General features: G+C 40.9%; 30 protein-coding genes. 29 read left to right on the forward strand and 1 reads right to left on the reverse strand.

Annotation, left to right across the window (positions count from 1 at the left end; translation table 11 throughout):
* The first annotated feature begins 95 nt into the window (after nucleotides 1-95).
* The 7 genes from rpoB (at nucleotide 96) to tuf (ending at nucleotide 12269) form a co-directional block, all read left to right on the forward strand.
* Entirely contained in the window at nucleotides 96-3629 is a 3534-nt protein-coding gene (rpoB, locus tag AC1Q8N_RS27475) for a DNA-directed RNA polymerase subunit beta (RefSeq protein WP_000147550.1), read from the forward strand.
* A gap of 37 nt (nucleotides 3630-3666) precedes the next feature.
* A complete protein-coding gene (gene rpoC, locus AC1Q8N_RS27480; RefSeq protein ID WP_493521496.1) occupies nucleotides 3667-7278 on the forward strand; it encodes a DNA-directed RNA polymerase subunit beta' in 3612 nt (1203 codons plus the stop codon).
* Nucleotides 7279-7391: 113 nt separating this feature from the next.
* Nucleotides 7392-7640 carry a 50S ribosomal protein L7ae-like protein gene (locus AC1Q8N_RS27485; protein WP_000121828.1) on the forward strand — a complete coding sequence of 83 codons (249 nt, stop codon included), beginning with the start codon at nucleotides 7392-7394 and terminating at the stop codon, nucleotides 7638-7640.
* A 114-nt stretch (nucleotides 7641-7754) separates the two neighbouring features.
* Nucleotides 7755-8177: a 30S ribosomal protein S12 gene (rpsL, locus tag AC1Q8N_RS27490; protein WP_001142341.1), complete on the forward strand. Its 423-nt coding sequence runs from the start codon at nucleotides 7755-7757 to the stop codon at nucleotides 8175-8177.
* A gap of 29 nt (nucleotides 8178-8206) precedes the next feature.
* Nucleotides 8207-8677, forward strand: coding sequence for a 30S ribosomal protein S7 (gene rpsG, locus AC1Q8N_RS27495; RefSeq protein ID WP_001137489.1), 471 nt, complete (start codon nucleotides 8207-8209; stop codon nucleotides 8675-8677).
* Nucleotides 8678-8885: 208 nt separating this feature from the next.
* The gene (gene fusA, locus AC1Q8N_RS27500) at nucleotides 8886-10964 is read left to right on the forward strand and encodes an elongation factor G (protein WP_000196381.1); all 2079 of its coding nucleotides are present in this window, start codon (nucleotides 8886-8888) and stop codon (nucleotides 10962-10964) included.
* A gap of 117 nt (nucleotides 10965-11081) precedes the next feature.
* Nucleotides 11082-12269: an elongation factor Tu gene (gene tuf, locus AC1Q8N_RS27505; protein WP_001029617.1), complete on the forward strand. Its 1188-nt coding sequence runs from the start codon at nucleotides 11082-11084 to the stop codon at nucleotides 12267-12269.
* A gap of 153 nt (nucleotides 12270-12422) precedes the next feature.
* On the opposite strand, the gene AC1Q8N_RS27510 is transcribed toward tuf, so the two are convergent.
* Nucleotides 12423-12599 (reverse strand): hypothetical protein, encoded by a 177-nt coding sequence (locus tag AC1Q8N_RS27510; protein WP_179865305.1) that lies wholly within the window; start codon nucleotides 12597-12599, stop codon nucleotides 12423-12425.
* A 69-nt stretch (nucleotides 12600-12668) separates the two neighbouring features.
* Between AC1Q8N_RS27510 and rpsJ the strand changes: the two genes are divergently transcribed.
* Genes rpsJ through secY form a run of 22 tightly spaced genes read left to right on the forward strand, consistent with a single transcriptional unit; the run spans nucleotide 12669 to nucleotide 23147 of the window.
* Complete coding sequence (gene rpsJ / locus AC1Q8N_RS27515) at nucleotides 12669-12977, forward strand: 30S ribosomal protein S10 (RefSeq protein ID WP_001040595.1); 309 nt, start codon at nucleotides 12669-12671, stop codon at nucleotides 12975-12977.
* A gap of 34 nt (nucleotides 12978-13011) precedes the next feature.
* Nucleotides 13012-13644 (forward strand): 50S ribosomal protein L3, encoded by a 633-nt coding sequence (gene rplC, locus AC1Q8N_RS27520; RefSeq protein ID WP_000160209.1) that lies wholly within the window; start codon nucleotides 13012-13014, stop codon nucleotides 13642-13644.
* Between the two features lie 25 nt (nucleotides 13645-13669).
* Nucleotides 13670-14293, forward strand: a complete 624-nt coding sequence (gene rplD / locus AC1Q8N_RS27525) for a 50S ribosomal protein L4 (protein WP_001127258.1) — start codon at nucleotides 13670-13672, stop codon at nucleotides 14291-14293.
* Entirely contained in the window at nucleotides 14293-14583 is a 291-nt protein-coding gene (rplW, locus tag AC1Q8N_RS27530; protein ID WP_001205558.1) for a 50S ribosomal protein L23, read from the forward strand. Before rplD ends, rplW begins: the two co-directional genes overlap by 1 nt.
* A gap of 28 nt (nucleotides 14584-14611) precedes the next feature.
* Entirely contained in the window at nucleotides 14612-15442 is an 831-nt protein-coding gene (gene rplB / locus AC1Q8N_RS27535) for a 50S ribosomal protein L2 (protein ID WP_000511583.1), read from the forward strand.
* Nucleotides 15443-15502: 60 nt separating this feature from the next.
* The gene (gene rpsS / locus AC1Q8N_RS27540) at nucleotides 15503-15781 is read left to right on the forward strand and encodes a 30S ribosomal protein S19 (protein WP_000124454.1); all 279 of its coding nucleotides are present in this window, start codon (nucleotides 15503-15505) and stop codon (nucleotides 15779-15781) included.
* Between the two features lie 17 nt (nucleotides 15782-15798).
* Nucleotides 15799-16140 (forward strand): 50S ribosomal protein L22, encoded by a 342-nt coding sequence (gene rplV, locus AC1Q8N_RS27545; RefSeq protein ID WP_001148024.1) that lies wholly within the window; start codon nucleotides 15799-15801, stop codon nucleotides 16138-16140.
* Between the two features lie 3 nt (nucleotides 16141-16143).
* Nucleotides 16144-16803: a 30S ribosomal protein S3 gene (rpsC, locus tag AC1Q8N_RS27550; RefSeq protein WP_000529958.1), complete on the forward strand. Its 660-nt coding sequence runs from the start codon at nucleotides 16144-16146 to the stop codon at nucleotides 16801-16803.
* A 1-nt stretch (nucleotide 16804) separates the two neighbouring features.
* Entirely contained in the window at nucleotides 16805-17239 is a 435-nt protein-coding gene (gene rplP / locus AC1Q8N_RS27555) for a 50S ribosomal protein L16 (RefSeq protein ID WP_000928969.1), read from the forward strand.
* Nucleotides 17229-17429: a 50S ribosomal protein L29 gene (gene rpmC, locus AC1Q8N_RS27560; RefSeq protein WP_000855718.1), complete on the forward strand. Its 201-nt coding sequence runs from the start codon at nucleotides 17229-17231 to the stop codon at nucleotides 17427-17429. Before rplP ends, rpmC begins: the two co-directional genes overlap by 11 nt.
* Nucleotides 17430-17449: 20 nt before the next feature.
* The gene (rpsQ, locus tag AC1Q8N_RS27565; protein WP_000004106.1) at nucleotides 17450-17713 is read left to right on the forward strand and encodes a 30S ribosomal protein S17; all 264 of its coding nucleotides are present in this window, start codon (nucleotides 17450-17452) and stop codon (nucleotides 17711-17713) included.
* 43 nt (nucleotides 17714-17756) lie between these two features.
* A complete protein-coding gene (gene rplN, locus AC1Q8N_RS27570) occupies nucleotides 17757-18125 on the forward strand; it encodes a 50S ribosomal protein L14 (RefSeq protein WP_000615912.1) in 369 nt (122 codons plus the stop codon).
* A 38-nt stretch (nucleotides 18126-18163) separates the two neighbouring features.
* Complete coding sequence (gene rplX / locus AC1Q8N_RS27575) at nucleotides 18164-18475, forward strand: 50S ribosomal protein L24 (protein WP_000558201.1); 312 nt, start codon at nucleotides 18164-18166, stop codon at nucleotides 18473-18475.
* Between the two features lie 26 nt (nucleotides 18476-18501).
* Complete coding sequence (gene rplE / locus AC1Q8N_RS27580; protein WP_001080829.1) at nucleotides 18502-19041, forward strand: 50S ribosomal protein L5; 540 nt, start codon at nucleotides 18502-18504, stop codon at nucleotides 19039-19041.
* A 33-nt stretch (nucleotides 19042-19074) separates the two neighbouring features.
* Nucleotides 19075-19260, forward strand: coding sequence for a 30S ribosomal protein S14 (gene rpsN / locus AC1Q8N_RS27585; protein WP_001085700.1), 186 nt, complete (start codon nucleotides 19075-19077; stop codon nucleotides 19258-19260).
* Nucleotides 19261-19289: 29 nt separating this feature from the next.
* Nucleotides 19290-19688, forward strand: a complete 399-nt coding sequence (gene rpsH, locus AC1Q8N_RS27590; protein WP_000245511.1) for a 30S ribosomal protein S8 — start codon at nucleotides 19290-19292, stop codon at nucleotides 19686-19688.
* Nucleotides 19689-19720: 32 nt separating this feature from the next.
* Nucleotides 19721-20260: a 50S ribosomal protein L6 gene (gene rplF / locus AC1Q8N_RS27595; RefSeq protein ID WP_000086550.1), complete on the forward strand. Its 540-nt coding sequence runs from the start codon at nucleotides 19721-19723 to the stop codon at nucleotides 20258-20260.
* Between the two features lie 31 nt (nucleotides 20261-20291).
* Nucleotides 20292-20654, forward strand: coding sequence for a 50S ribosomal protein L18 (rplR, locus tag AC1Q8N_RS27600; protein ID WP_000628818.1), 363 nt, complete (start codon nucleotides 20292-20294; stop codon nucleotides 20652-20654).
* 21 nt (nucleotides 20655-20675) lie between these two features.
* Entirely contained in the window at nucleotides 20676-21176 is a 501-nt protein-coding gene (rpsE, locus tag AC1Q8N_RS27605; protein ID WP_000554646.1) for a 30S ribosomal protein S5, read from the forward strand.
* Nucleotides 21177-21189: 13 nt separating this feature from the next.
* Entirely contained in the window at nucleotides 21190-21372 is a 183-nt protein-coding gene (rpmD, locus tag AC1Q8N_RS27610; protein ID WP_001085232.1) for a 50S ribosomal protein L30, read from the forward strand.
* A 33-nt stretch (nucleotides 21373-21405) separates the two neighbouring features.
* Nucleotides 21406-21846, forward strand: a complete 441-nt coding sequence (rplO, locus tag AC1Q8N_RS27615; RefSeq protein ID WP_000766083.1) for a 50S ribosomal protein L15 — start codon at nucleotides 21406-21408, stop codon at nucleotides 21844-21846.
* Nucleotides 21846-23147: a preprotein translocase subunit SecY gene (gene secY, locus AC1Q8N_RS27620; RefSeq protein ID WP_000490119.1), complete on the forward strand. Its 1302-nt coding sequence runs from the start codon at nucleotides 21846-21848 to the stop codon at nucleotides 23145-23147. Before rplO ends, secY begins: the two co-directional genes overlap by 1 nt.
* The last annotated feature ends 35 nt before the right edge of the window (nucleotides 23148-23182 follow it).

Below are 23182 nucleotides of genomic sequence, written 5' to 3' on the forward strand. Positions count from 1 at the left end.
AAAAACTACGCTAATAGCAGTAGTTGTATTTATTTGTGATTTTGCACAAATTTTTTTGTGCATTTATAATACTCATGATTTGAGGGGTGAAGCAGTTGACAGGTCAACTAGTTCAATACGGACGCCACCGCCAACGAAGAAGTTATGCCCGTATTAGTGAAGTATTAGAGTTACCAAATCTTATCGAAATTCAAACCTCTTCTTATCAGTGGTTTCTTGATGAGGGTTTGCGAGAAATGTTCCAGGACATTTCTCCGATCGAAGACTTTACGGGAAATCTATCGCTTGAATTTATCGACTACAGCTTAGGTGAACCTAAATACTCTGTAGACGAATGCAAAGAGCGTGATGTGACGTATGCAGCACCACTTCGTGTAAAAGTGCGTCTAATCAACAAGGAAACTGGTGAAGTAAAAGAACAAGATGTGTTCATGGGAGATTTCCCACTCATGACAGAGACTGGAACATTCGTAATTAACGGTGCAGAACGTGTTATCGTTTCCCAGTTAGTTCGCTCTCCAAGCGTATACTATAGTGGCAAAGTGGATAAAAACGGAAAACGTGGTTTTACTGCTACTGTAATTCCAAACCGCGGAGCTTGGTTAGAGTATGAGACAGATGCTAAGGATGTTGTATATGTGCGTATTGACCGTACGCGTAAACTTCCTGTAACTGTTTTGTTACGCGCATTAGGGTTTGGCTCTGATCAAGAAATCACCGAGCTTTTAGGTGATAACGAATACTTAAGCAACACATTAGAAAAAGACAACACAGATAGCACAGAAAAAGCATTGCTTGAAATTTATGAGCGTCTACGTCCTGGTGAACCACCAACAGTAGAAAATGCTAAGAGCTTACTTGTGTCTCGTTTCTTCGATCCAAAGCGCTACGATTTAGCAAATGTAGGTCGCTATAAGATCAACAAGAAATTACACATTAAAAACAGATTGTTTAATCAACGTTTAGCTGAAACATTAGTGGATCCAGAAACTGGTGAAATTTTAGCGGCGGAAGGAACAATCTTAGATCGTCGTACACTTGATCGCATTTTACCTTACTTAGAGAAAAACATTGGATTCAAAACAGCGAAACCAATGGGTGGAGTGGTAGAAGGCGATGTTGAGCTGCAATCTATTAAGATTTATGCTCCTGAGTCAGAAGGCGAACGCGTAATTAATGTAATTGGTAATGCAAATATTACTCGTGATGTAAAACACATCACACCAGGTGATATCCTTGCTTCTATCAGTTACTTCTTCAACCTACTATACAAAGTGGGGGATACAGATGATATCGACCATTTAGGAAACCGTCGTCTGCGTTCTGTTGGAGAACTATTACAAAATCAATTCCGTATCGGGCTTTCTCGTATGGAACGTGTTGTTCGTGAGAGAATGTCGATTCAAGATACAAATGCAATTACACCGCAAGCGTTAATTAACATTCGCCCGGTTATTGCATCTATTAAAGAGTTCTTCGGAAGTTCTCAGTTATCTCAGTTCATGGATCAAACAAATCCATTAGCAGAGTTAACTCACAAACGAAGACTATCTGCATTAGGACCCGGTGGTTTAACGCGTGAGCGCGCAGGCTTTGAAGTACGTGACGTTCACTACTCTCACTATGGTCGTATGTGTCCGATTGAAACACCAGAGGGACCAAACATCGGTTTGATTAACTCATTATCATCGTTCGCGAAAGTAAATGAGTTTGGTTTCATTGAAACACCATACCGTCGTGTTGATCCAGAATCTGGTCTTGTAACAGGGCAGGTTGATTACTTAACAGCAGATGAAGAAGATAATTATGTTGTAGCCCAAGCGAATATGAAATTATCTGAAGAAGGAGAATTCCTTAGCGAAGATATCGTAGCTCGTTTTCGTGGTGAAAACATTGTCACAAATAAAGAACGCATCGACTACATGGATGTATCTCCAAAACAAGTAGTTTCGGCAGCGACAGCTTGTATTCCGTTCTTAGAAAACGATGACTCTAACCGCGCACTTATGGGAGCGAACATGCAACGTCAGGCGGTTCCGTTAATGAATCCGGAATCTCCGATTGTAGGTACAGGTATGGAGTACGTATCAGCAAAAGACTCAGGTGCTGCAGTAATCTGTAAACATCCTGGTGTTGTTGAACGCGTAGAAGCACGTGAAGTTTGGGTACGTCGCTATGTAGAAGTTGATGGTCAAACAGTAAAAGGCGACTTAGATCGCTACAAAATGCAAAAATTCATTCGTTCTAACCAAGGAACTTGCTACAACCAACGTCCAATCGTAAGTGTTGGAAATGAAGTTGTAAAAGGCGAGATTCTTGCGGATGGTCCTTCTATGGAATTAGGTGAACTAGCACTTGGACGTAACGTGCTTGTTGGCTTCATGACTTGGGACGGTTATAACTACGAGGATGCGATCATTATGAGTGAGCGCCTTGTAAAAGATGATGTGTACACTTCTATTCATATTGAAGAATATGAGTCAGAAGCTCGTGATACGAAGCTTGGACCAGAAGAAATTACACGTGACATTCCAAACGTTGGGGAAGATGCATTACGCAACCTTGACGAGCGCGGTATCATTCGCGTTGGTGCGGAAGTAAAAGATGGAGATTTACTTGTTGGTAAAGTAACACCTAAAGGTGTAACAGAATTAACAGCTGAAGAACGTCTATTACATGCTATCTTTGGAGAAAAAGCACGTGAAGTACGTGATACATCACTACGTGTACCACACGGTGGTGGCGGTATTATCTTAGACGTAAAAGTATTCAACCGTGAAGATGGCGATGAATTGCCACCAGGCGTGAATCAACTTGTACGTGCATATATCGTTCAAAAACGTAAAATCTCTGAAGGTGACAAGATGGCCGGACGTCACGGTAACAAAGGTGTTATCTCTCGTATTTTACCAGAAGAAGATATGCCTTACTTACCAGACGGTACGCCAATCGATATCATGTTAAACCCATTAGGGGTACCATCTCGTATGAATATCGGTCAGGTATTAGAGCTTCATCTTGGTATGGCAGCAAGATACCTTGGTATTCACATTGCAACACCAGTATTCGATGGTGCTCGTGAGGAAGATGTTTGGGGCACGATTGAAGAAGCTGGTATGGCAAATGACGCGAAAACAATCCTGTATGACGGACGTACTGGTGAACCATTCGATAACCGCGTATCTGTTGGTGTCATGTATATGATCAAACTTGCGCACATGGTTGACGATAAACTTCATGCTCGTTCTACTGGACCATACTCACTTGTAACGCAGCAGCCTCTTGGAGGTAAAGCTCAGTTCGGTGGACAGCGTTTCGGTGAGATGGAGGTTTGGGCACTTGAAGCTTACGGTGCTGCTTATACTCTTCAAGAAATCTTAACAGTGAAGTCTGATGATGTTGTTGGACGTGTTAAGACGTATGAAGCAATTGTTAAAGGCGAAAATGTTCCAGAACCGGGCGTTCCTGAATCATTCAAAGTATTGATTAAAGAGCTGCAAAGTTTAGGTATGGACGTTAAAATGATGTCTAGCGACGATAAAGAAATTGAAATGCGTGATACAGAAGATGACGATGATCATCAATCAGCAGATAAATTGAATGTCGAAGTTGAGACAACTAAAGAATAATTGGGATAACCTGTAGACTAAAAGGGAGGTAGGCCCCTTGATAGATGTAAATAACTTTGAATATATGAAGATTGGACTTGCTTCACCTGACAAGATTCGTTCTTGGTCATACGGTGAAGTTAAGAAACCAGAAACAATTAACTATCGTACGTTAAAGCCTGAAAAAGATGGCTTGTTCTGTGAACGTATTTTCGGACCACAAAAGGACTGGGAATGTCATTGCGGAAAATACAAACGTGTACGTTATAAAGGTGTAGTTTGTGATCGATGTGGCGTTGAAGTAACGCGTGCAAAAGTTCGTCGTGAACGTATGGGTCATATCGAATTAGCTGCTCCTGTATCTCATATTTGGTATTTCAAAGGTATCCCGAGCCGCATGGGACTTGTCTTAGACATGTCCCCTCGCGCGCTTGAAGAAGTAATTTATTTCGCTTCTTATGTTGTAACAGAAAGTGGAGATACACCACTTGATAAGAAGCAATTACTTTCTGAAAAAGAATACCGTGCATATCGTGATAGATATGGTAGCACATTCCAAGCTGCTATGGGTGCGGAAGCGATTAAAAAGCTACTACAAGACATCGATTTAGATAAAGAAGTAGACTTCTTAAAAGAAGAATTAAAAACAGCGCAAGGACAACGCCGTACTCGTGCTATTAAACGTCTAGAAGTATTAGAAGCATTCCGTAACTCTGGAAATCACCCATCTTGGATGATCCTAGATGTTCTTCCAGTTATCCCGCCAGAACTACGCCCAATGGTACAGTTGGATGGTGGACGTTTTGCTACTTCTGACTTAAACGACTTATACCGTCGTGTAATTAACCGTAATAATCGTTTAAAACGTCTATTGGACTTAGGTGCACCAAGCATCATCGTCCAAAACGAAAAACGTATGTTACAAGAAGCTGTAGACGCATTAATCGATAATGGTCGCCGTGGCCGTCCAGTTACTGGACCAGGTAACCGTCCATTAAAATCACTATCTCACATGCTTAAAGGTAAACAAGGACGTTTCCGTCAAAACTTATTAGGTAAACGTGTTGACTACTCTGGCCGTTCTGTAATCGTTGTAGGACCGAACTTAAAGATGTACCAATGTGGATTACCGAAAGAAATGGCGCTTGAATTGTTTAAGCCTTTCGTTATGAAAGAGTTAGTTGGAAAAGGTTTAGCACACAACATTAAGAGTGCTAAACGTAAAATTGAGCGTGTACAACCTGAAGTTTGGGACGTTTTAGAATCTGTGATCAAAGAGCATCCAGTACTTCTAAACCGCGCACCAACACTTCACCGTCTTGGTATCCAGGCGTTTGAACCTACATTAGTAGAAGGTCGCGCAATTCGTCTTCACCCACTTGTATGTACTGCATACAACGCGGACTTTGACGGTGACCAAATGGCAGTTCACGTACCGTTATCATCAGAGGCACAAGCAGAAGCTCGTATTCTTATGTTAGCGGCACAAAACATCTTGAATCCAAAAGACGGAAAACCAGTTGTTACTCCATCTCAGGATATGGTATTAGGTAACTACTACTTAACACTTGAGCGTGAAGGCGCAATCGGTGAAGGTATGGTCTTCAAAGATGCAAACGAAGCAATACTTGCATACCAAAATGGATATGTACATCTGCACACACGTGTTGCAGTTGCTGCAAGTTCGGTAAATAATGTAACGTTTACTGAAGAGCAAAAGAGTAAGCTTCTATTAACAACAGTTGGTAAATTAATATTTAACGAAATCTTACCAGAGTCGTTCCCTTATATTAATGAACCAACAAACTCAAACCTTGAAAAAGAAACACCAGCGGAATATTTCGTTGAAAAAGGTGCGAACATTAAAGAAATTATTGCTAGTCGCGAAGAAGTGGCGCCATTTAGCAAGAAGATCCTTGGTAACATCATTGCGGAAGTATTCAAGCGTTTCCAAATTACGGAAACATCTCGCATGCTTGACCGCATGAAAAACTTAGGATTTAAGTACTCTACAAAAGCTGGTATTACAGTTGGGGTATCTGACATTCTTGTATTAGGCGAAAAAGATGAAATTCTCCATGAAGCACAAGCAAAAGTGGATAATGTAATTAAACAATTCCGTCGCGGTTTAATCACGGAAGAAGAACGTTACGATCGCGTTATCTCTATTTGGAGTAATGCAAAAGATGTTATCCAAGGAAAACTGATGAAATCCTTGAATAAACGCAACCCAATCTTCATGATGAGTGATTCCGGTGCCCGTGGTAACGCATCGAACTTTACTCAGCTTGCTGGTATGCGTGGTCTGATGGCCAATCCATCTGGTCGTATTATCGAACTTCCAATTAAATCAAGTTTCCGTGAAGGTTTAACAGTACTTGAGTACTTCATCTCTACGCATGGTGCGCGTAAAGGTCTTGCCGATACAGCACTTAAAACTGCCGATTCTGGTTACTTAACACGTCGTCTTGTAGACGTTGCACAAGATGTAATTGTCCGTGAAGATGATTGTGGAACAGATCGTGGTCTATTAATTGGTGCGATTAAAGAGGGTAATGAAGTAATTGAGTCATTATATGATCGTCTTGTTGGACGTTTTGCAAGAAAGACTGTAAAACATCCTGAAACAGGTGAAGTATTAGTTAGTGAAAACCAACTAATTACTGAAGATATCGCGCATATCGTTGAAAACTCGGGTGTTGAAACTGTAAACATTCGTTCAGCGTTCACGTGTAACACTCGCCACGGTGTATGTAAGAAGTGTTATGGTCGAAACTTAGCAACTGGTACAGACGTAGAAGTAGGAGAAGCGGTAGGTATTATCGCAGCTCAATCTATCGGTGAGCCAGGTACACAGTTAACGATGCGTACGTTCCATACAGGTGGGGTTGCCGGAGATGATATCACTCAAGGTTTACCTCGTATCCAAGAGATCTTCGAAGCTCGTAACCCGAAAGGTCAGGCAGTTATCAGTGAAATCGATGGTGTTATCGCAGCGATTAACGATGTTAAAGATCGCCAAGAAGTAGTTGTACAGGGTGAAGTTGAAGCTCGTACGTATGCTATTCCTTACGGTGCACGTCTGAAAGTAACTCTAGGACAGCCAATTAGCCACGGTAAAGAGTTAACAGAAGGTTCTATTGATCCGAAAGAATTACTAAAAGTAACGGACATTACGGCGGTTCAAGAATACTTACTACGTGAAGTTCAAAAAGTATACCGTATGCAAGGGGTAGAAATTGGTGACAAACACGTAGAAGTAATGGTACGTCAAATGTTACGTAAAGTTCGTGTAAGTGATGCGGGTGAAACAGATGTATTACCAGGAACACTACTAGATATCCATCAGTTTACTGATGCGAATGCGAAGGTGTTACTGAAAGGTAAACAACCAGCAACGGCTAGACCTGTTCTACTTGGTATTACAAAAGCTTCACTTGAAACTGATTCATTCTTATCTGCAGCATCGTTCCAAGAAACGACACGTGTCTTAACTGATGCAGCGATTAAGGGTAAACGCGATGAGCTTCTAGGATTGAAAGAAAATGTTATTATCGGTAAACTTGTTCCTGCTGGAACAGGTATGAATCGTTATCGCAAAGTGGATCTTGTAAAAACAACACAAGGTGACATGAATGTAGAAAACGATGAAATTTATGTGGAACAGTAAAATTTTCCGTCGTAAATTTTGTATAAAAACAGTTAATCCTAGTTGACATTGTATGAGTCAAAATGTTACTATAATCAAGGTTGCTCCTGAACGATGCTTTGGAGGATATTTATATGTCTTATCAAAAAGTGTCAAATGCTGAAAATGTAGTCGTTGGTCATAAACGCACATTGGAGGCAATCAAAAATGGTATAGTTAAAGAAGTTGTTATTGCGGAAGATGCTGATATGCGGTTAACCCATATGATCATTCGTACCGCCTTGCAACATAACATACCCATAACCAAAGTTGAATCAGTTCGTAAGCTTGGAAAAGTTTCGGGGATTCAAGTGGGAGCTTCAGCAATAGGAATAATAAGTTAAAACTGTTTTTGTGAGGAGAGAGCATTTGCTCTTCCTTGCAAAAACTTTGTTTTCAACTAATAATGAACCACCTGGATATGTGGTCATACAAACATGCGAAGGGAGGATAATCAAATGCCTACTATTAACCAATTAGTGAGAAATGGTCGTACTGATAAAGTATGGAAATCTAAATCACCTGCGTTAAACAAAGGGTTCAACTCTTTAAAGAAAAAATCAACTGATATCTCTGCACCTCAAAAACGTGGTGTATGTACTCGTGTTGGTACAATGACTCCAAAGAAACCTAACTCAGCGTTACGTAAATACGCTCGTGTACGTTTAACAAACGGTATCGAGGTTACAGCTTACATCCCAGGTATCGGTCATAACCTACAAGAGCATAGCGTAGTATTAATTCGCGGTGGTCGAGTAAAGGATTTACCAGGGGTACGTTACCACATCGTTCGTGGTGCGCTTGATACAGCTGGTGTTGACAAACGTATGCAAGGACGTTCTAAATATGGTACTAAGCGACCAAAACCTGCTAAAAAATAATAAACTTATAATGAAAGGAGGAACTCAATATGCCTCGTAAAGGACCTGTTGCGAAACGTGACGTGTTACCAGATCCAATGTACAAGTCTAAGCTAGTAACACGCCTTATCAACAAAATGATGGTTGACGGTAAAAAAGGTAAATCTCAAACAATTCTTTATAACGCTTTCGATATCGTTCGTGAACGTTCAGATAAAGACCCTATGGAAGTATTCGAGCAAGCTCTTAAGAACATCATGCCTGTTCTTGAAGTACGTGCTCGTCGTGTTGGTGGTGCTAACTACCAAGTTCCAGTTGAGGTTCGTCCAGAACGCCGTACAACTTTAGGTCTTCGCTGGTTAGTAAACTATGCTCGTCTTCGTGGTGAAAAAACTATGGAAGAGCGTCTAGCTTACGAAATCTTAGATGCAGCTAACAATGCTGGTGCATCTGTTAAGAAACGTGAAGACACTCATAAAATGGCAGAAGCTAACAAAGCATTTGCTCATTACCGTTGGTAGGATTCAACGTAAAATAAATGTAAGCATAAACCGCTTTATTTGTCGCTTATGGAAGTGTGGAGAGGGAGAATGCCTCTCCCTTTCGTTGGGCGCTCGTTTTACATAATGAGGGTACTGGACATACTGACATGTGTAACAATATAAAGTGGCTTTTTTGCTACTTAAAATAAAAAAATCCAATCCATATATGGAAGGAGCAAGACACCAAATGACAAGAGAGTTCTCTTTAGAAAACACTCGTAATATTGGTATCATGGCTCACATCGATGCTGGTAAAACAACAGCAACTGAGCGTATTCTGTATTATACAGGACGTATTCATAAAATCGGTGAAACTCATGAAGGTGCATCTCAGATGGACTGGATGGAGCAAGAGCAAGAGCGTGGTATCACAATTACTTCTGCTGCAACTACAGCTCAATGGAAAGGTCACCGTGTAAACATCATTGACACTCCAGGACACGTAGACTTCACAGTAGAAGTAGAACGTTCTTTACGCGTACTTGATGGTGCGGTAGCAGTACTTGATGCACAATCTGGTGTAGAACCACAAACAGAAACTGTTTGGCGTCAGGCTACTACTTACGGTGTACCTCGTATCGTATTCGTTAACAAAATGGATAAGATTGGTGCGGATTTCTTATACTCTGTAGGAACAATCCACGATCGTTTACAAGCAAACGCACACCCAATTCAGTTACCAATCGGTGCTGAAGATGAGTTCAATGGTATCATTGACCTTGTTGAAGAATGTGCTTACATGTACGGTAACGATTTAGGAACAGACATCGAGCGTGTTGAAATTCCTGAAGAGCATAAAGAATTAGCTGCAGAATACCGTGGAAAACTTATTGAAGCGGTAGCTGAGCTTGATGAAGAAATGATGATGAAGTACCTAGAAGGTGAAGAAATCACTGTAGAAGAGCTTAAAGCTGGTATCCGTAAGGCTACAACTTCTGTAGAATTCTTCCCAGTAATCTGTGGTTCTGCATTCAAAAATAAAGGTGTTCAAATTCTGTTAGACGCAGTTATCGACTACCTACCATCTCCATTAGACGTACCAGCTATTAAAGGTACTCTTCCGGATACAGATGAAGAAATCGAACGTAAGTCTAGCGATGAAGAACCATTCGCAGCTTTAGCATTCAAAATCATGACTGACCCTTATGTTGGTAAGTTAACGTTCTTCCGTGTGTATTCTGGTGTGTTAAACTCTGGATCATACGTGAAAAACTCAACTAAAGGTAAGCGTGAGCGTGTAGGTCGTATCCTACAAATGCACGCTAACAGCCGTGAAGAGATTTCAACAGTTTACGCTGGTGATATCGCTGCTGCTGTAGGTTTAAAAGATACTACTACAGGTGATACTCTTTGTGATGAGAAGAGTCTTGTTATCCTTGAGTCTATGGAATTCCCAGAGCCAGTTATCTCTGTAGCTATCGAACCAAAATCTAAAGCTGACCAAGATAAAATGGGTACAGCATTATCTAAGCTTTCTGAAGAAGATCCAACATTCCGTGCTCACACTGACCAAGAAACTGGCCAAACAATCATCGCTGGTATGGGTGAACTTCACCTTGATATCATCGTTGACCGTATGCGCCGTGAATTCAAAGTGGAAGCAAACGTTGGTGCTCCTCAGGTAGCATACCGTGAGACTTTCCGCGCTGCTGCGAAAGTTGAAGGTAAGTTCGCTCGTCAATCTGGTGGTCGTGGACAATTCGGTCACGTTTGGATTGAGTTTGAACCTAATGAAGAAGGTAAAGGTTTTGAATTCCAAAACAAAATCGTCGGCGGTGTAGTTCCACGTGAATACATCCCAGCTGTTGGAGCGGGTCTTGAAGACTCACTTAAAAATGGTGTACTAGCTGGTTATCCACTAGTTGACATCAAAGCTGCGTTAGTTGACGGATCTTACCATGATGTCGATTCATCTGAGATGGCGTTCAAAATCGCTGCATCTATGGCACTTAAAGCTGCGGTTTCTAAATGTAGCCCAGTAATTCTTGAGCCAATGATGAAAGTTGAAGTTGTAATTCCTGAAGAGTACATGGGTGACATTATGGGCGACGTAACATCTCGTCGTGGACGTGTAGAAGGTATGGAAGCTCGCGGTAACGCACAAGTTGTTCGCGCTATGGTTCCACTTTCTGAAATGTTCGGTTATGCAACGGCATTACGTTCTAACACTCAAGGACGCGGAACATTCTCAATGACATTTGATCATTATGAAGAAGTACCGAAGTCTGTTTCTGAAGAAATTATTAAAAAAAATAAAGGTGAATAATTGATTTTTATCGATTGTTCAAGTATAACTACTTATGTAAGCTTAGAAAGTGGGACGTAAGTTTCACTTTCTAGTCTAAATATAAAATAACCTATATAAACTAAGGAGGAATTTAGAATGGCTAAAGCTAAATTCGAACGTTCTAAACCCCATGTTAACATCGGTACAATCGGCCACGTTGACCATGGTAAAACTACATTAACTGCTGCGATCACTACAGTTCTTGCAAAAGCTGGTGGTGCTGAAGCACGCGGATACGATCAAATCGACGCTGCTCCAGAAGAAAGAGAGCGCGGAATCACAATCTCAACTGCACACGTTGAGTACGAAACTGAAACTCGTCACTATGCACACGTTGACTGCCCAGGTCACGCTGACTATGTTAAAAACATGATCACTGGTGCTGCTCAAATGGACGGCGGTATCTTAGTAGTATCTGCTGCTGATGGCCCAATGCCTCAAACACGTGAGCACATCCTTCTTTCTCGTCAAGTAGGTGTTCCTTACATCGTTGTATTCTTAAACAAATGCGACATGGTAGACGACGAAGAATTATTAGAATTAGTAGAAATGGAAGTTCGCGACCTATTATCTGAATACGGATTCCCAGGCGACGATATTCCTGTAATCAAAGGTTCTGCTCTTAAAGCTCTTCAAGGAGAAGCTGATTGGGAAGCAAAAATCATTGAATTAATGACTGAAGTTGATGCTTACATCCCAACTCCAGAACGTGAAACTGACAAACCATTCTTAATGCCTATCGAGGATGTATTCTCTATCACAGGTCGTGGTACAGTTGCAACTGGTCGTGTAGAGCGCGGAATCGTTAAAGTTGGTGACGTAGTAGAAATCATCGGTCTTGCTGAAGAAAATGCTTCTACAACTGTAACTGGTGTAGAGATGTTCCGTAAACTTCTTGACCAAGCTCAAGCTGGAGACAACATCGGTGCTTTACTTCGTGGGGTTGCTCGTGAAGACATCCAACGTGGACAAGTTCTTGCTAAAACTGGCTCTGTAAAAGCTCACGCTAAATTCAAAGCTGAAGTTTTCGTATTATCTAAAGAAGAAGGTGGACGTCACACTCCATTCTTCGCTAACTACCGTCCTCAGTTCTACTTCCGTACAACTGACGTAACTGGTATCATCCAATTACCAGAAGGTACTGAAATGGTAATGCCTGGTGACAACATCGAAATGACTATCGAACTTATCGCTCCAATCGCTATCGAAGAGGGAACTAAATTCTCTATTCGTGAAGGTGGACGTACAGTAGGTTACGGTGTAGTTGCTACTATCGTTGAGTAATCTTAACTGATATAAAAAAACCAAGGGATTTTCCCTTGGTTTTTTTGTTTGTATTTATATAATGAATGAAATGATTTTTTTATATTTTGACGAGTTTCTTCTATAGTAATACAAAATCAATAAAACCAAAATCCAGAAACTGTAAAATGGATTCTATGAGATGAAAACTTGAAATTCTTTAAAGTGCCATGTATAATAGCAAAAGTAGAGAAAAGCAGATGCAAACAAAAAGATGCTTGCATCTAGACGAATAACATTGTATAATAGACAATGTTGGTCTTTGACTGCGATGAAGTGGAAGGTTGCTGACACACCCGGCCGCTTTGCCATGGCATGGTGTGGGGAAATTTCCATGGAGAAGGTCTATTTTAGAAATAGGCGAACGAAGGAGGGAAAATAATGGCAAAAGAAAAAATTCGTATCCGTTTAAAAGCTTATGATCACCGTATTCTTGATCAATCAGCTGAGAAAATTGTAGAAACAGCTAAGCGTTCTGGGGCAACAGTTTCTGGTCCGATCCCATTACCAACTGAGAAGACTATTTACACAATTCTTCGTGCTGTTCATAAGTACAAAGATTCTCGTGAGCAATTCGAAATGCGCACACACAAACGTTTAATCGATATCGTGAGTCCTACTCCACAAACAGTAGATTCATTAATGCGTTTAGACTTACCGTCTGGTGTAGATATCGAAATCAAACTATAATTCATATAACTTAAAAATGTAGGAGGTGTAACTCATGACCAAAGGAATCTTAGGAAGAAAGATCGGTATGACTCAAGTATTTGCTGAGAACGGTGAGTTAATCCCAGTAACAGTTATCGCTGCTAATCCAAACGTTGTTCTTCAAAAGAAAACAACTGAAACTGATGGCTACAATGCAATCCAGTTAGGATTTGAAGATAAACGTGAAAAGTTAACTAACAAACCTGAACAAGGCCACACTGCTAAAGCATCTACAACTCCTAAGCGCTTCATTCGCGAAATCCGCGATGCAGACGTGGACGGATTAGAGGTTGGTCAAGAGGTAAAAGTTGAAGTTTTCGCTGCAGGTGAAATCGTTGACGTAACAGGAATTTCTAAAGGTAAAGGTTTCCAAGGTGTTATCAAACGCCACGGACAATCTCGCGGACCTATGTCTCATGGTTCTCGCTATCACCGTCGTCCAGGTTCAATGGGCCCAGTTGCTCCGAACCGTGTATTCAAAGGCAAAAAACTTGCTGGACGTATGGGTGGAGACCAAGTTACTATCCAAAACTTAGAAATCGTTCAAGTTGACACTGAGCGCAACTTATTACTAGTAAAAGGTAACGTTCCAGGTGCTAAGAAATCTCTTGTAGTTGTTCAAGGCGCTGTGAAGGTTAGCAAATAATTCACAATAGGAAGGAGGAATTCCAATGCCAAAAGTTACTGTATATAACCAAACTGGTTCACAGGTTGGTGAAATCGAATTAGCTGAAGCTATTTTCGGTATCGAACCAAATGAAGCTGTACTTTTCGAAGCTGTAATGATGCAACGTGCATCTTTACGTCAAGGTACACACAAAGTAAAAACTCGTTCTGAAGTTCGTGGTGGTGGTCGTAAACCATGGCGTCAAAAAGGAACTGGACGTGCTCGTCAAGGGTCTATCCGCTCTCCTCAATGGCGTGGTGGTGGTACGGTATTCGGACCTACACCAAGAAGCTATGCGTACAAACTTCCTAAGAAGGTTCGTCGTTTAGCAATCAAATCTGCATTAGCTACTAAAGTAGTTGAGAACAACATTGTAGTTCTTGAAGACCTAGTGTTAAATGCACCAAAAACAAAAGACATGCTAGCAGTACTTAAAGGATTAACTGTTGAGAAGAAAGCTCTTATCGTAACTGCTGATGCAAACGAATCTGTAGAGTTATCTGCTCGCAATATCCCTGGAGTAACAGTAATCACTGCTGATGGCGTAAACGTTTTAGACGTGCTTCATCATGATAAGCTAATCATGACAAAAGCGGCAGTGGAAAAAGTAGAGGAGGTGCTTGCATAATGAGAGATCCTCGTGATATCATTAAGCGCCCAGTTATCACTGAACGTTCTATGGAAATGATGGCTGAAAAAAAATACACGTTCGATGTGGACGTTAAATCTAATAAAACAGAAGTTAAAGATGCTCTTGAAGCGATCTTTGGTGTTAAAGTAGAAAAAGTGAACATCATGAACTACAAGCCGAAAGCAAAACGCGTTGGTCGTCACGCTGGTTTTACTAGCCGTCGTCGTAAAGCAATCGTTAAGCTAACTGCTGACAGCAAAGAAATCGAAATCTTCCAAGGTGTTTAATTCTTACTAAAGAAGGAGGGAAATTGAGATGGGAATTAAAAAGTATAATCCAACTACTAACGGTCGTCGTAATATGACTACGAATGATTTCGCTGAAATCACGACTGACAGACCAGAAAAGTCATTACTTGCTCCTTTAAGCAAGAAGGCTGGTCGTAATAACCAAGGTAAAATTACTGTACGTCATCAAGGTGGCGGACATAAGCGTCAATACCGTATCATCGACTTTAAGCGTAACAAAGATGGAATTCCAGGACGCGTTGCTACGATCGAATACGATCCAAACCGCTCTGCGAATATCGCATTAATTAACTACGTTGACGGTGAAAAACGTTACATTCTTGCTCCTAAATCTTTAGAAGTAGGTATGGAAGTTATGTCTGGCCCAGAAGCTGACATCAAAATCGGTAACGCATTACCATTAATCAACATTCCAGTAGGTACTGTTGTTCATAATATCGAGCTTAAGCCTGGTCGTGGCGGACAATTAGTTCGTTCTGCTGGTACTTCTGCTCAAGTACTTGGTAAAGAAGGTAAATACGTACTTGTACGTTTAACTTCTGGTGAAGTACGTCTTGTATTATCTGCTTGTCGCGCTTCAATCGGTCAAGTAGGTAACGAACAGCACGAACTTATCAAAATCGGTAAAGCAGGTCGCTCTCGCTGGTTAGGTAAACGCCCAACAGTTCGTGGTTCTGTAATGAACCCGGTTGATCACCCACACGGTGGTGGTGAAGGACGTTCTCCAATCGGACGTAAGTCTCCAATGTCTCCATGGGGTAAACCAACTCTTGGATTCAAGACTCGTAAGAAAAACAAAGCGTCTGACAAATTCATCGTTCGTCGTCGTAAAAAATAATGGGATTGTAGTACGGTTCATTTCTAGAACCGTACGCCAATCACGAAGGGAGGCACCAAAATGGCTCGTAGCTTAAAAAAAGGACCATTTGTCGATGATCACTTAATGAGCAAAATGGAAAAATTAGTTGCATCTGAGCAAAAACAAGTTGTTAAAACTTGGTCTCGCCGTTCAACAATCTTCCCTCAGTTCATCGGACACACAATCGCTGTATATGATGGTCGTAAACACGTACCTGTGTACATCACTGAGGATATGGTTGGCCATAAGTTAGGTGAATTCGCACCAACTCGTACGTATAAAGGTCACCTTGCTGACGATAAGAAAACTAGAAGATAATGAGAGGAGGCACTTCAATGCAAGCTAAAGCAGTAGCGAGAACAGTTCGTATTGCTCCTCGTAAAGTTCGTTTAGTAGTAGACTTAATCCGAGGTAAGCAAGTGGGTGAAGCGATTGCTATCCTTAACCACACACCAAAAACTGCTTCTCCAGTTGTAGAGAAAGTTTTAAAATCTGCAATCGCAAATGCAGAGCACAATTATGAGATGGATATTAACAACCTAGTTGTTGAAAAAGTTTTCGTTGACGAAGGTCCAACGTTGAAACGTTTCCGTCCACGTGCAATGGGTCGTGCAAGCCAAATTAACAAACGCACAAGCCACATTACAGTTGTGGTATCAGAAAAGAAGGAGGGATAATCGATGGGTCAAAAGGTTAATCCAATTGGTCTTCGTGTCGGCGTTATCCGTGACTGGGAATCTCGTTGGTTCGCAGAGAAAGATTATGCTACATTACTACATGAAGACATCAAAATCCGTGAGTACATTACTGTACGCTTAAAAGATTCTGCTGTTGCTAAAGTAGAAATCGAACGTGCAGCAAATCGTGTAAATGTTACAATTCACACTGCAAAACCTGGTATGGTAATTGGTAAAGGTGGTACTGAAGTTGAAGCACTTCGTAAAGCTCTTAACCAATTAACAGGCAAGCGTGTACACATCAACATTTTAGAAGTTAAGAGAGCTGATCTTAACGCTAAATTAGTAGGCGAAAACATCGCTCGTCAATTAGAAAACCGTGTATCATTCCGTCGTGCACAAAAGCAAGTTATTCAACGTGCTATGCGTGCAGGTGCTAAAGGTATTAAAACACAGGTTTCTGGTCGTCTTGGCGGAGCTGATATCGCTCGTGCAGAATCTTACAGTGAAGGAACTGTTCCACTTCATACACTTCGCGCTGATATTGACTATGCAGCAGTTGAAGCTGATACAACATACGGTAAATTAGGCGTAAAAGTATGGATCTACCGTGGAGAAGTCCTTCCTACAAAAAAGAAAGCTTCTGAGGAAGGAGGAAAATAATATGTTAATGCCAAAACGCGTAAAATATCGTAGAGAGCATCGTGGTAAAATGCGTGGTCGTGCAAAAGGTGGAACTGAAATTGCTTTCGGTGAATTCGGTTTACAAGCACAAGCTGCTTCATGGATTACAAACCGTCAAATCGAAGCTGCTCGTCGTGCAATGACTCGTTACATGAAACGTGGCGGTAAAGTATGGATTAAAATTTTCCCTTCTAAACCTTACACTGCAAAACCTCTAGAAGTACGTATGGGTTCCGGTAAAGGGGCACCAGAAGGCTGGGTAGCAGTAGTAAAACCTGGGAAAATTATGTTCGAAATCGCGGGTGTATCTGAAGAGGTAGCACGCGAAGCATTACGTCTTGCAGCTCACAAGTTACCTGTGAAATGTAAATTCGTAAAACGTGAAGAAAATGGTGGTGAATCTAATGAAAACTAATGATATTCGTGAATTAACCACTGCCGAAATCGAAACAAAAGTTAAAGCTTTAAAGGAAGAATTGTTCAATCTTCGCTTCCAACTTGCTACAGGACAATTAGAGAATCCAACTCGCATTCGTGAAGTGCGTAAAGCAATTGCTCGTATGAAAACTGTAGTTCGTGAAAGAGAGATCGGAATTAATCGATAAATTGAGGGGAGGTTTGCATAGTGAGCGAACGTAACCAACGCAAAGTTTATACTGGTCGTGTTGTGTCTGACAAAATGGACAAAACGATTACAGTTTTAGTTGAAACTTACAAAACTCATTCCTTGTACGGAAAACGTGTTAAGTATTCTAAGAAGTACAAAGCCCATGATGAGCAAAACCAAGCGAAACTTGGCGATATCGTTAAAATCATGGAAACTCGCCCGCTTTCTGCTACTAAGCGTTTCCGTTTAGTTGAAATCGTTGAAGAAGCGGTTATTATCTAAATAGACGAATCGGAATTTTTAGTCCGAAGGGAGGTTTCATAACATGATCCAACAAGAATCTCGTTTGAAAGTTGCTGACAACTCTGGTGCACGTGAACTTTTAACAATTAAAGTATTAGGCGGCTCTGGTCGTAAATATGCTAACATTGGTGACATTATCGTTGCTACGGTAAAACAAGCAACACCAGGTGGCGTTGTTAAAAAAGGTGACGTTGTTAAAGCAGTAGTGGTACGTACGAAGAGCGGAGCTCGTCGTCCGGACGGTTCTTATATCAAATTTGATGAAAACGCAGCGGTTATCATCAAAGACGATAAGAGCCCACGTGGTACTCGTATCTTCGGACCAGTAGCTCGTGAATTACGTGATAGCAACTTCATGAAGATCGTTTCTTTAGCTCCAGAAGTTCTATAATTTAAGGTATTGCCTTGCTAAGGAGGTGCAGAATTAAGATGCATGTAAAAAAAGGTGATAAAGTACAGGTAATCACTGGAAAAGACAAAGGAAAACAAGGCGTTATCCTTGTGGCTTTCCCAAAGCAAAACCGTGTTATCGTTGAGGGTGTTAACATCGTTAAAAAACACTCTAAGCCATCTCAATTAAATCCACAAGGTGGAATTATTACTAAAGAAGCACCTATTCACGTTTCTAACGTTATGGTTTTAGATCCGAAAACAGGTGAACCTACTCGCGTAGGCTTCAAAGTAGAAGATGGTAAAAAAGTTCGTATTGCAAAAAAATCTGGTGAATTATTAGATAAATAATTTTCTTAAGAAAGGAGGTCACTTCATTGAATCGCCTTAAAGAGAAGTTCCAAAAGGAAATTACTCCTGCTCTAGTGAGCAAGTTTAACTATAAATCTGTGATGGAAGTACCGAAAATCGAAAAGATCGTAATCAACACTGGTGTTGGTGACGCGGTATCTAACTCAAAAGCTTTAGACAATGCAGTAGAAGAATTAACACAAATCGCAGGTCAAAAACCTGTTGTAACTCGTGCTAAAAAATCAATCGCTGGTTTCCGTCTTCGTGAAGGTATGCCAATCGGTGCGAAAGTAACTTTACGCGGCGAGCAAATGTATGAGTTCTTCGACAAATTAGTATCAGTTTCTTTACCACGTGTACGTGATTTCCGTGGTGTTTCTAAGAAATCATTCGATGGTCGTGGGAACTACACATTAGGTGTTAAAGAGCAACTTATCTTCCCTGAGATTGATTATGATAAAGTAAGCAAAGTCCGCGGTATGGACATCGTAATCGTTACTACAGCGAAAACTGATGAAGAAGCTCGTGAACTTTTAACACAATTCGGTATGCCATTCCAAAAATAATGGAAACCAACGCTAAGTAGAGGAGGCGAAAACGTGGCTAAAAAATCTATGATAGCGAAACAAAAGCGTACTCCTAAGTTTAAAGTACAAGAGTATACACGTTGCGAACGCTGCGGTCGTCCGCATTCTGTATACCGCAAATTTAAGCTTTGCCGTATTTGTTTCCGTGAACTTGCATATAAAGGTCAAATTCCTGGTGTTAAAAAAGCTAGTTGGTAAAACCCACAAATGGGAAGGAGGTAAAACACATGGTGATGACAGATCCAATTGCAGACATGCTTACTCGCATCCGTAATGCGAACATGGTACGTCATGAGAAATTAGAGGTTCCTGCTTCTAAAATCAAAAAAGAGATCGCTGAACTTTTAAAACGTGAAGGTTTCATTCGTGATGTAGAATACATCGAGGATAACAAACAAGGTATCCTTCGTATTTTCCTGAAATATGGTGCAAACAATGAACGTGTAATCACTGGATTAAAACGTATCAGTAAACCTGGCTTACGCGTTTACGCTAAAGCTGATGAAGTACCACGTGTACTTAACGGATTAGGTATCGCTCTTGTTTCTACATCTAAGGGAGTAATGACAGACAAAGACGCTCGTCAATTACAAACTGGTGGAGAAGTAGTAGCATACGTTTGGTAATATATATTTAAAACGAACGGAGGTGTGACCACATGTCTCGTATTGGTAAAAAGATTCTTGAAATCCCTGCAGGTGTTACTATTACAATTGCAGAAGACAATACTGTAGCAGTAAAAGGCCCTAAAGGTGAATTAACTCGTAAATTCAATGCTGATATGTCTATCAAAATTGAAGAAAATACACTAACAGTTGAGCGTCCATCTGAACAGAAGGAACACCGTGCATTACACGGTACAACTCGTGCTTTAATCGGAAACATGGTTGAAGGTGTAACTACAGGTTTCGCACGCGGACTTGAATTAGTCGGTGTTGGTTACCGTGCTCAAAAACAAGGAGATAAACTTGTATTAAGCGTAGGTTATTCTCATCCAGTAGAAATGACTCCGGAAGCAGGTCTTGAAGTTGAAGTACCTGTACCAACTAAAATCGTAATCAAAGGTATCGACAAGCAACGTGTTGGCGAATTTGCTGCTAACATCCGTGCTGTACGTGCTCCTGAGCCTTATAAAGGTAAAGGTATTCGTTACGAAGGCGAAGTTGTTCGTCGTAAAGAAGGTAAAACTGCTAAGTAAACCCGTTAGGTGAGAGAAAGGAGTGACAAGAATGATCACTAAAGCTGATAAAAATGCGACTCGTAAGAAAAGACATGCACGTGTACGTGCTAAACTTACTGGTACTGCAGAACGTCCACGTTTAAACGTGTTCCGTTCTAACCAACATATTTACGCTCAAGTTATTGATGATGTAAATGGTGTAACGTTAGTAAGTGCATCTACTCTTGATAAAGACCTTGCTCTTAACGGTACTAGCAATACTGAAGCTGCTACGAAAGTAGGAGAATCAGTTGCTAAGCGTGCTGTAGAGAAAGGCGTTAAAGAAGTAGTATTCGATCGCGGTGGTTACTTATACCATGGCCGTGTTAAAGCTCTAGCTGAGGCTGCTCGTGAGGCTGGATTACAATTTTAATGGTCAAAGGAGGGAAAATTGATGCATCGCATTGACCCAAGTAAATTAGAACTTGAAGAACGTGTAGTTACGATAAATCGTGTCGCGAAAGTTGTTAAGGGTGGTCGTCGTTTCCGCTTTGCTGCACTAGTTGTAGTTGGCGATAAAAACGGTCATGTTGGATTCGGTACTGGTAAAGCACAAGAGGTACCAGACGCAATCCGCAAAGCTATCGAAGACGCTAAGAAAAACTTAATCGCTGTACCATTAGTTGGTACAACAATTCCACACACAATCAACGGTCATTTTGGAGCTGGTGAAGTATTCTTAAAACCTGCTGCTGAAGGTACTGGTGTTATTGCTGGTGGACCTGTTCGTGCGGTACTTGAATTAGCTGGTGTACAAGATATTCTTTCGAAATCTCTTGGTTCTAACACACCAATCAACATGATTCGCGCTACTGTGAACGGATTAAGCGAACTTAAGCGTGCTGAAGATGTTGCAAAATTACGCGGTAAATCTGTAGAAGAGCTACTAGGTTAAGGAGGGAAAACAAATGGCGAAAAAGTTAGAAATTACCCTCACTCGTAGTGTAATTGGTCGTCCACAAGATCAACGTGCGACGGTAGAAGCTTTAGGTCTTAAAAAGTTGAATTCAACTGTAGTTAAGGAAGAAACTCCTGCTATTCTTGGTATGATCAACAAAGTTTCTCACCTTATAACTGTAACAGAAGCTTAAGGATAACTCATTAATATAAGGAGGTGCCTGGGAATGAAACTTCATGAATTAAAACCTGCAGAAGGTTCTCGTAAAGTACGTAACCGTGTCGGTCGTGGTATCGGTTCTGGTAACGGTAAAACTGCTGGTAAAGGTCATAAAGGACAAAACGCACGTTCTGGTGGCGGTGTTCGTCTTGGCTTCGAAGGTGGTCAAACTCCATTATTCCGTCGTTTACCAAAACGCGGCTTCACAAACATTAACCGTAAAGAGTTTACTATTGTAAACTTATCAACGTTAAATCGTTTTGAAGATGGTACAGAAGTAACACCTGAATTATTGCTGGAAACTGGCGTTATCAGCAAGTTAAACGACGGTGTTAAAATTCTTGCAAGCGGCGCAGTAGAGAAAAAATTAACTGTTAAAGCGCACAAGTTCTCTTCAAGTGCTAAAGAAGCAATTGAAGCAGCTGGCGGATCAGTTGAGGTGATCTAATGTTTCGTACAATCTCCAACTTTATGCGCGTTGCTGAGATAAGACGTAAAATATTATTCACTTTAGCGATGTTAATCGTATTCAGGATTGGCACGTTTATCCCAGTGCCATTTACAAATGGAGACGTACTGAAAGCACAAGATCAATTAAATGCCTTAGGTATCCTAAATACATTTGGCGGTGGCGCCTTGAAAAACTTCTCCATCTTCGCGATGGGAATCATGCCGTATATTACAGCATCCATCATCGTGCAATTATTGCAGATGGATGTTGTTCCTAAATTTTCGGAATGGTCGAAGCAAGGTGAAATGGGCCGTCGTAAACTAACGCAATTCACGCGTTACTTTACAATTGTTCTTGCGTTTATTCAGGGGTTTGGTATGTCAATCGGTTTTAACGGTATGGTAGGTGGGCAATTAATTTTGAATCCTGGTTGGAGCACTTATTTATACATTGCTACGGTACTGACTGCTGGTACTGCATTTTTAATGTGGTTAGGTGAACAGATTACAGCTAAAGGTGTAGGTAATGGTATTTCCATCCTTATCTTTGGCGGTATTGCCGCAGCGATCCCAAGTGTTATATCTCAAGTGTATCAACAACAGTTTCAAAATATCGGAGATCAATTGTTCATGAGTATCGTTAAAGTTGCATTGATCTTACTAGCTGTGCTAGCGGTTATTGTTGGTGTTATTTTCATTCAACAGGCTGTTAGAAAGATCCCAATTCAATATGCGAAGCGTGTAACAGGAGGGAATGGGAATCATGCTGGAGCACAAAACACACATTTACCGCTTAAGGTAAATAGTGCGGGTGTTATTCCAGTCATTTTTGCTGTTTCATTCTTAATTACGCCTCCAACTATTGCACAGTTCTTCCCGAATCATGATGTATCGCAGTGGATCATTGCAAACTTTAACTATTCTCACCCAGTGGGAATGATCATATATGTTGCGCTCATTGTAGCCTTCACATATTTCTATGCGTTTGTTCAGGTTAATCCAGAGCAAATGTCAGAGAATCTAAACAAACAAGGTGGATATGTTCCAGGTATTCGTCCGGGTAAGAATACGGAACAATATCTAACAAAAATCTTGTATCGTTTGACCTTTGTAGGATCAATTTTCCTAGCAGCGATTGCAATCTTACCAGTTATCTTTACGAAATTGGGAAATCTTCCTCCATCTGCACAGATTGGTGGAACGAGTATGTTAATCGTTGTCGGCGTTGCTTTAGAAACAATGAAGCAGCTAGAAAGTCAACTGGTAAAACGCCATTACAAAGGGTTTATCAAGCAATGAGTAAGTGGGAAGAATTGTCTTCCCTACATGCTCAT

It is taken from the genome of Bacillus sp. GW823-FHT06B01 (assembly GCF_058952315.1).